The sequence below is a fragment of the Lishizhenia sp. genome (genome assembly GCF_033720595.1).
Taxonomy (GTDB): Bacteria; Bacteroidota; Bacteroidia; order Flavobacteriales_D; family Crocinitomicaceae; genus Lishizhenia.
Map to the genome: position 1 here is coordinate 1 of NZ_JAWWCF010000140.1, position 8,035 is coordinate 8,035.

The window sequence follows — 8,035 nt, forward strand, 5'->3', positions numbered from 1 at the left end:
CCTCTAGAAACTTTCTCTGGGTTAACCATCATTACATCACCCACTTTCGCTCCTAATAATTTCTTACGAGTAGTTTCATCTTCAACGAATTCCATAGAGATAGTTGATGAGTTCATCACACCACCTTCTTTGATTACGTCTTTCTTCACTAACTCAACAAACTGACCCATTACTAAATCGTTCTCTCCAACTTTTTCACCTGCAGATAACTTTCCGTAACGACGACGCATGTTATCGATCTCCTGATCAACAACTTTATCATCAGCTTTAACTTTTACGTAATCGTATTTGTTTCTTCCTGATAATTTGATGTCGAATTCTGGTGCTAAACCGATTTCGTAAGTGAATTCGAAATCTGCTGGATTGTTAAAGTCACCTTTAACCTCTGCGTCATTCTTAGGAATAGGATTTCCTAAAATTTCGATTTCGTTTTCTTGGATGTAATTGTAAAGAGCGTCATTTACAATTTTGTTAAGTTCGTCGCCCAATACAGCAGCACCGTATTGTTTTTTGATCATTCCCATTGGAACTTTTCCTTTACGGAATCCTGGGATATTGGCTTGTTTTCTATAGTTCGAAAGTACGTCATTTACCTTCTTCTCATAGTCTTCTTTAGCAACTTCTACTTTTAAAATTGCATTTAATTCATCAACGTTCTCACGAGTTACATTCATATTGCTTCTCTTAACAATTAAACAATCTAAAACAAAAAATGGCATAAGAAAACAATCTTATACCACCTTTGATTGTGCGGATGGAGGGACTCGAACCCACACACCTCGCGGCACTAGATCCTAAGTCTAGCGTGTCTACCAATTTCACCACATCCGCAGAAATTATTTTTTCCCCTTACAGTTCAAAAATAGTATTTCAAATAACGCTTCACCTATGGAAAGCGAGTGCAAAGATAATGAATTATTTTCATAGCAAACAATTTCAACACATTTTTTTTACAATTTATTCCATTTAGGCTCTCCTTCTCCAACCCGCTCATCTTTACTGACCTAAAGCAAGATGCAAAACAAAGTTTCAAACTTATTAACAAGGGTTGGTATTCGAAAAGAGAAGCATTACCTTTGTTTTCGAATTTTTTAGCAGAAAAGAATGTATTCTATAGAACCGAAAGAATTAGAAATCCCTCATTTACATCATTTATTGTTGGGAGCTGTGGGCCCAAGGCCTATTGCTTTTGCCTCTACAGTAGATGCTGAGGGAAATCCAAACTTATCTCCTTTTAGTTTCTTTAATGTATTTAGTGCTAACCCTCCAATCATGGTGTTTTCACCGGCAAGAAGTGGTAGAACAAATACAACAAAAGATACTTATGACAATGTAAAGGAGCACCCAGAATGTGTAATTAACATTGTGAATTACGACATCGTGGAACAAATGAGTTTAAGTTCTTCTCCTTATGCCAAAGGTGTAAACGAGTTTACGAAAAGTGGATTAACTCCTATTGCTTCTGACATCGTTAAACCTTTTAGAGTTAAGGAGAGTCCGGTACAATTCGAATGTAAGGTGAATGAAGTTATAGAATTGGGTGACGGCGGAGGAGCTGGTAACCTTGTGATTTGTGAAGTAGTTAAAATTCACATTCGTGAAGACCTACTTACAGAAAACAAGCGCATAGACCAAACTAAAATTGATTTAGTTGCACGTATGGGAGGTAACTGGTACTGTAGAGCCGATAAAAACTCTATGTTCGAGATCACAAAGCCAATTACAACGATAGGTATAGGATATGATAATTTACCTGCAGATATTTTAAATAGCGAAATATTAAGCGCGAATGATTTGGCCAAACTAGCGGGGGTTACCGAGTTACCAAACGAGACAGATGTGAACGAGCACAAGCTCATAGAATTATCTGATCTTTTCGTATCTTTAGAAGAAGACCAAGCAAAACTTGAACAAGAATTGCATAAATTGGCCAAACAACAATTACAAGAAAACAACATTGAAGATGCGTGGAAAACGCTTCTTTCATTTAATAATCAATAAAAGAGACAAAACATGTTTACACTAAGTGGTACTGTTAAAGTAAAAAATGACACGCAACAGATTTCAGAGAAGTTTAAGAAGAGAGAGTTTGTAGTGACGGACGCTTCTGGAAACTATCCACAAGATATATCATTCCAATTAACACAAGAAAGAGTTACTCAATTAGATGATGTAAACCAAGGAGACATGGTTAACGTTTCTTTCTTTATCAGAGGTAGAGAATGGACGAGTCCATCAGGTGAAGTGAAATACTTCAACTCTTTGGATGTATGGAAAGTTGAAAAAATGGGTGGTGGAGCTGCTGCTCCAAATGCAGAACCAGCTTCAGCTTCTAGCGCAGAAACATTTGTTGAAGAAGGAGACGATGATCTTCCATTCTAAGCAACATTAAAAGATATAAAAGGCAGCTTCGGTTGCCTTTTTTTTGTGCCCAACTTTCGTACATTCGTAGCAAAGCAAAAAGTATGAACCCAGAAAAAATTGAACGTAATTTCAAGAATTACTTCCCCAGCCCATTTAGTTTAGCCCTCCTTCTTACGCTGCTGACTTTTGTACTGGCTTATATTTTCATGGACAACTCAGCTGAGGAAAACAAATTACTGGCTTTAAGTAATTATTGGTACCAAGGTTTATGGGATAAAAGTGCCGGCGGTTTATATTTTGCTTTTCAAATGATGTTGATTTTAGTGTTAGGACATGCATTGGCGCTATCTCAACCCTTCAACAAACTGATTCAAAAACTGCTTTTACTTTGCACTAACCGCGTAAACGCCGTGGTGGTTTTAAGTAGTAGCACCATATTATTAGGCTATTTCAATTGGGGACTTGCCCTCATCTTTGGCGCCTTGTTTGCACGTAAAATTGGAGAATATTTTCAACAAAAAAAGCAAGCCATTAATTATGCTCTTTTAGGAGCTTGCGGTTATTTAGGACTATTGGTTTGGCACGGAGGCTTTTCCGGGAGTGCACCCACAAAAGTAATGGAAGGCGATTATTTAAGTGCCTTAGGATTTAACGGTCTCTCTATTCCTGTTGAGAGCACCTTGTTTAGCTCGTTAAATCTATTTGTATGTCTTTTACTTTTAATATTCATCCCCATGATTATGGGCTTTATTTCTAAAAGAAACTCGGGAAGTATTCCTCAACTCAATAAATCAAGGACTACCACTGAACCAAAATCAATTCAGAAACTGGGTATTGCTGAAAAATTCGAACACCGCGTTTGGATATCAAAAGCTTTAGGAATTTTGTTCTTAATTGTAGCTCTACAGCAAGCCCTCAGTTATTCTGGAAAAAGTTCATTGGGGTTCATACAACCCAATTATATCAACTTTTGCATGCTAGGCTTGGCCCTGCTCTTTCATCAAAACCTTAATTCATTTTTAAAGGCTATTGATGAAGCCATACGAGGAGCTTCTGGAATACTTATTCAGTTCCCTTTATACTTTGGAATATTGGGTATACTAAAAGGGAGCGGACTCATTTTTATGTTTACTGAATTCATCATTACTTTTGCCTCGGCAGAAACCCTTCCTTTTTTCACTTTTATTAGTGCAGGTATCGTCAACTTTTTTGTTCCTTCTGGCGGGGGACAATGGGCTATACAAGGACCTATCATCATAGAATCAGCGCAACAATTAAATGCAGATCTACCGAAAACGGTTATGGCTATGGCTTATGGAGATGAATTAACAAACATGTTACAACCCTTCTGGGCGCTTCCCTTGCTAGCTGTTACCAAACTTAAAGCGTATCAAATACTTCCTTTTACCTTTATTCTATTCTGTATTGCAACGGTGGTATTCCTTGCTGGACTTTTACTTTTTTAAAGCCCTTCCCTTCCATTCTTTTTTAAGAATTATAGACGCAAGAAACAGAAGCAATACATAGAATGGTAATCCTAAAAAGAAGATCGGTACAGCATAGATCTCTTTCTTTTTCATACCTTTTAGATATTCACGCACCAAGGCAATATCTATCATCGTTTTTAATCCGATGATAATCAATCCGGTAACTGAAAAAGGAAAGAGCAAAAGAAGGAAGTGCAAATTTACCAGGGTTAAAAACAGAATTGCACCATATTCCAACCAATTACTTTTACTTAACCATCGTAAACGCTGTTGCAAACACCCCTTTATCGTTCCAGGTAAATAGGTTTGAACACTCACGGTTTCTGAAGCACTCACTCCAATAGTTTTCTTTTTACTTTCAAATCCATTTAACAAAAAATAATCGTCTCCAGATAGATATTCCTTTCCCTTCGTTTCTTCGATTACTTCTAGATAACCCGATTTTTTATAAAGTAAATTGGCACCACTTGCAGTAAGCACTCTCCAGTTCCTTACTTTATAGCTCAAGGCATGAAAGAAAAGATAATCCCATTCAAAAAACTTTAATCCGCTAACATTACTTCTTAACGCAACGGGTAACACCCACATATCTTGTATTTCTAACTGACTCAGATTTTCAAAATAGTTCTTGTGGGGGATTATATCTGCATCCCACTGTAATATGAAATTGGTTTCGGCATGGTCAACACCTAAATGTATAGCCGCTTTTTTTCCGTATGAATCTGTTAAATGGTACAATCTAAAATTAAGTGGACTGTCAATTAATTCATCCTTTAATACCTGTACAGATTTATCTGTTGAATGATCATCAATAAAAATTATTTCAAAAGGGTGCGCCGATTGTTCGTGCAGTGCATGTATAATACGATCAATACAATGTGCTTCATTCCGAAAAGGAATTATGAGCGTAATATCTTGTAAATCCAAATGTTTTCCTGTTTCCTTATCCAAATCTCGTCTTGAGATTACCACCAAGTAAAAAGCAGCATAAAAGAAAATTATTAATAGAGATACACTAAGTAGTGGTAGAATCATATGCTTTTTGTTTAACCGTGTAATATGCGCCAAATACAGCAGGAACTCCTAAGTTCAATATCCATATTAGCAAAGAGGAAAAGACAATCCCTATAGAATTTTCTAATAGTGGTAGAAATAATATTAAAGCCAAACTTTCTCGAACAATGAGTCGGTTTAAAAACCAAGATGGAATCAATGTGAGGTAAAAATAATATACCATTGACCACAATAAAAAAGTATGGAACTCACCAACATTAAAACTCAATAGAAAACAGGTATACTGCATGCTAATAATAAAAGACCTGAAAAGACTTAAGCCTAAAAGTCTACCTCTATGCAAAGGGTTGACTTCTACACGGTACTCTCTTAACCATCTGATTTGTTGAATACGCAATTTGGGCATTGAAAAATAACTGATCAAAGCAATTGCGATACAGGCATATAGTAATGGTGAAGGTAGGTCCAGCGGAATAACATCCAGAAATAATAACCCTATTCCACCAAGTACAAGCGTCGAAACAAACTGAGACAAATTTGCATATAGGTTTAAACTAGTATAAGCTTCTTTATTTTGAAACCAACGTCTGGCACCTAAGAAGTTCCCTAAACGATTGGGTGTAATCACACCCATAAAAACACTGGCCAAAACCGCTTTAAAACTAAAATTCTCTTCCTCGTTTATCTGTGCTGCATTCCATTTAATTTTTTGCGCTTCTAACCACCAATTAATGGGCATAAGTACGATCCCAAGCATTAACAACCAGCTATTCTGTATACGAAGCGTTTTAAAATCGGTCCATTGAAAACCCGACAATTTATCATAGAAAATCCAAAGGAAAAGCAAGAACAAAGGAATTTGTAACAAGACTCTTATTTTCTTATTTAACTTTGGAATTCGCAAATCAATAGAATTTATGGTTGAAGATAAGATAATTCTCGGTATAGATCCAGGTACTTCAGTGATGGGGTATGGAATTATTCATGTTCAGAATAAACAACTTAAACTCATCACTTTTGGCGTAATTCACTTATCTAAAATTGACAATCATCCAGACAAATTGAAGAAGATTTTCGATCGCGTTGATGGAATAATCTCGGAGTACAAACCCGATGAGATGGCCATTGAAGCCCCCTTCTTCGGTAAGAATGTTCAGTCTATGTTAAAACTGGGGCGTGCACAAGGCGTGTGTATAGCAGCTTCATTGAAACAAAACGTCCCTTTTGAGGAATATACCCCTAAACGAATTAAACAAGCCATTACGGGAAGCGGAAACGCCTCAAAGGAGCAAGTGGCTGGTATGCTTCAACAACTTTTAAAAATAAAGGAGCTCCCCAAGTATTTGGATGCCACTGATGGGTTAGCAGCTGCTGTATGTCATTACTTCTCCAAAGGTGTTGGAGAACACAATAAATCTAAATCGAAAGACTGGGCATCCTTTATTAAGAATAATCCAAACAGAAAGGCATAAAAAAAGCTTCCATCAGGAAGCTTTAATTTTTTCGGCTATTGCCTTTAATTCCTCTTGGGAATAATTCAGTTTATCTTTACTAAAATTCATATCCTGCACAGAATTGATTGGAATCAAATGAATGTGCGCATGAGGTACTTCTAAGCCCACTACACTCACACCAATTCTGTTGCAATCAAATGCCTTATCCATTTTACGTGCAACTGACTTAGCAAATTGCATCATCCTTCCTAATAAATCATCTTCAATGTCAAAGATGTAATCTACCTCTTCTTTGGGTACTACAAGTACATGACCTTCCGATAAAGGTTGAATATCCAAGAAGGCTAAAAACTCATCGTTCTCCGCTACTTTGTGACTTGGAATTTCGTTATTGATGATTTTCGTAAAAATAGAGGCCATTATCTTTCGATGTTTATGATTTCAAATTGAACGATTCCGTTTGGTGTTTGCACGTCTGCGATATCACCTTTTGCCTTCCCTAACAAACCTTTTCCAATCGGTGAATCAACTGAAATCTTCTTCGCTTTTAAATCTGCTTCATTTTCTGCCACTAAAGTGTAGGCTACTTCCATACCATTCTTTACATTCTTAATGGTCACTTTAGATAAAATGAAAACTTTGTTATTGTCCATTTTAGAATCATCAATGATACGAGCATTCGCTATCACATTTTCTAACTTAGAAATTTTCATTTCTAAAATACCTTGAGCCTCTTTTGCTGCATCGTATTCTGCGTTCTCCGACAAATCTCCTTTATCTCTCGCCTCTGCAATTTGTTTAGAAATAGAGGGACGTTGAACTGTTTTCATTTCGTGCAATTCATCCTTCAATTTCTTAAGACCTTCTTCTGTATAATAACTTATTTGTGACATGATTCTTTGATAATTTAAAACAAAAAACAAGAGAGCCCAAGGGACCCTCCTGTTCTAACAAATATAATGAAATATTTTATTTTAAGCTAAGTGTAATACCGAAGCTATTGATTCCTCCAAATACTGGAGACATTCTGTAACAGTACTCAATACCGATTGGTGCTTTACTTTCTCCAACTAAAGCATCTACTGAGAATCCTGCAGTTAATCCAGATAAAGCATTCGTTCTGTTATCCACAGAGAAAATATCTTTTTCTAATACATAACCAGCTCTAACATTAAATGCAGCTTTTTCAGTTGCCATACCGTAATCTAAACCGAAACGGTATTGGTCATTACTGAAAGAGTTCGCAGTAAACGAACCTGCAGCAGTCAATTTATTTGTTTCAGAGAATAAGAAATCATAAGATACTCCCATCACCAATTGAGATGGCATTTCAAAGTCATTCGCTCTTTGCTCTAAAGTTGCAGAACCACCAGTTGTTTGGTAGGTAATTGGTGTAGCTAAACCATCACCGTCAAATTGCATTGTTGGACCTACATTTTTCAAAGAGATACCAAATTTAACGTGATCTTGCTCACCTGTTACGTAACGGATACCTGCGTCAAAAGCAACACCTGATGCAGACATATTCGCTACACTTTCAGTTAATACTTTTAAGTTAAACCCACCGTAAATAGAGTTAGAGAATTCTCTAGCATATCCAACATTAACAATGTTTTGACGAGGTGTAAAAACAGCTCCTGTTGGTTCTGGTAAATCTACCGTAGTTTGGTAAACCTCACCGAAACCAAATGCCTGAATAGCTACAGAAATAACATC

The 8,035-nt window shown here is 36.6% G+C and carries 10 protein-coding genes and 1 tRNA gene; 4 read left to right on the top strand and 7 right to left on the bottom strand.

The genetic code is table 11. The features are described from left to right. A partial coding sequence (locus R3333_RS10265) for a trigger factor family protein (protein WP_318958704.1) occupies positions 1-674 on the bottom strand: 674 nt, incomplete at its 3' end. A gap of 75 nt (positions 675-749) precedes the next feature. Continuing rightward, positions 750-831, bottom strand: a tRNA-Leu gene (locus R3333_RS10270). Between the two features lie 273 nt (positions 832-1,104). On the opposite strand from R3333_RS10270, the gene R3333_RS10275 reads away from it, so the two are divergent. From R3333_RS10275 to R3333_RS10285, 3 genes are all read left to right on the top strand, one after another. Further along, entirely contained in the window at positions 1,105-2,001 is an 897-nt protein-coding gene (locus R3333_RS10275) for a flavin reductase family protein (protein ID WP_318958705.1), read from the top strand. A 12-nt stretch (positions 2,002-2,013) separates the two neighbouring features. Continuing rightward, positions 2,014-2,382, top strand: a complete 369-nt coding sequence (locus R3333_RS10280) for a DUF3127 domain-containing protein (RefSeq protein WP_318958706.1) — start codon at positions 2,014-2,016, stop codon at positions 2,380-2,382. Between the two features lie 83 nt (positions 2,383-2,465). Then, positions 2,466-3,830, top strand: a complete 1,365-nt coding sequence (locus tag R3333_RS10285) for a TIGR00366 family protein (protein WP_318958707.1) — start codon at positions 2,466-2,468, stop codon at positions 3,828-3,830. On the opposite strand, the gene R3333_RS10290 is transcribed toward R3333_RS10285, so the two are convergent. Together R3333_RS10290 and R3333_RS10295 are read right to left on the bottom strand one after the other, a co-directional pair. Further along, the gene (locus R3333_RS10290) at positions 3,819-4,886 is read right to left on the bottom strand and encodes a glycosyltransferase (protein WP_318958708.1); all 1,068 of its coding nucleotides are present in this window, start codon (positions 4,884-4,886) and stop codon (positions 3,819-3,821) included. The two genes, R3333_RS10285 and R3333_RS10290, sit on opposite strands and share 12 nt — an antisense overlap. Beyond that, complete coding sequence (locus R3333_RS10295) at positions 4,867-5,622, bottom strand: hypothetical protein (protein ID WP_318958709.1); 756 nt, start codon at positions 5,620-5,622, stop codon at positions 4,867-4,869. Before R3333_RS10295 ends, R3333_RS10290 begins: the two co-directional genes overlap by 20 nt. A gap of 160 nt (positions 5,623-5,782) precedes the next feature. On the opposite strand from R3333_RS10295, the gene ruvC reads away from it, so the two are divergent. Beyond that, entirely contained in the window at positions 5,783-6,337 is a 555-nt protein-coding gene (ruvC, locus tag R3333_RS10300) for a crossover junction endodeoxyribonuclease RuvC (RefSeq protein WP_318958710.1), read from the top strand. A 12-nt stretch (positions 6,338-6,349) separates the two neighbouring features. On the opposite strand, the gene R3333_RS10305 is transcribed toward ruvC, so the two are convergent. The 3 genes from R3333_RS10305 to R3333_RS10315 form a co-directional block, all read right to left on the bottom strand. After that, entirely contained in the window at positions 6,350-6,739 is a 390-nt protein-coding gene (locus R3333_RS10305; RefSeq protein WP_318958711.1) for an HIT family protein, read from the bottom strand. Further along, positions 6,739-7,212, bottom strand: a complete 474-nt coding sequence (gene greA, locus R3333_RS10310) for a transcription elongation factor GreA (RefSeq protein WP_318958712.1) — start codon at positions 7,210-7,212, stop codon at positions 6,739-6,741. Before greA ends, R3333_RS10305 begins: the two co-directional genes overlap by 1 nt. Positions 7,213-7,288: 76 nt before the next feature. Next, positions 7,289-8,035 (bottom strand): hypothetical protein (locus R3333_RS10315; protein ID WP_318958713.1); only part of this gene is annotated, 747 nt, incomplete at its 5' end.

Coding starts and splice junctions, on each gene's coding strand:
- R3333_RS10275 (WP_318958705.1), top strand. CDS start 1,105: ATGTATTCTATAGAACCGAAAGAATTAGAAATCCCTCATTTACATCAT.
- R3333_RS10280 (WP_318958706.1), top strand. CDS start 2,014: ATGTTTACACTAAGTGGTACTGTTAAAGTAAAAAATGACACGCAACAG.
- R3333_RS10285 (WP_318958707.1), top strand. CDS start 2,466: ATGAACCCAGAAAAAATTGAACGTAATTTCAAGAATTACTTCCCCAGC.
- R3333_RS10290 (WP_318958708.1), bottom strand. CDS start 4,886: ATGATTCTACCACTACTTAGTGTATCTCTATTAATAATTTTCTTTTAT.
- R3333_RS10295 (WP_318958709.1), bottom strand. CDS start 5,622: ATGCTTGGGATCGTACTTATGCCCATTAATTGGTGGTTAGAAGCGCAA.
- ruvC (WP_318958710.1), top strand. CDS start 5,783: ATGGTTGAAGATAAGATAATTCTCGGTATAGATCCAGGTACTTCAGTG.
- R3333_RS10305 (WP_318958711.1), bottom strand. CDS start 6,739: ATGGCCTCTATTTTTACGAAAATCATCAATAACGAAATTCCAAGTCAC.
- greA (WP_318958712.1), bottom strand. CDS start 7,212: ATGTCACAAATAAGTTATTATACAGAAGAAGGTCTTAAGAAATTGAAG.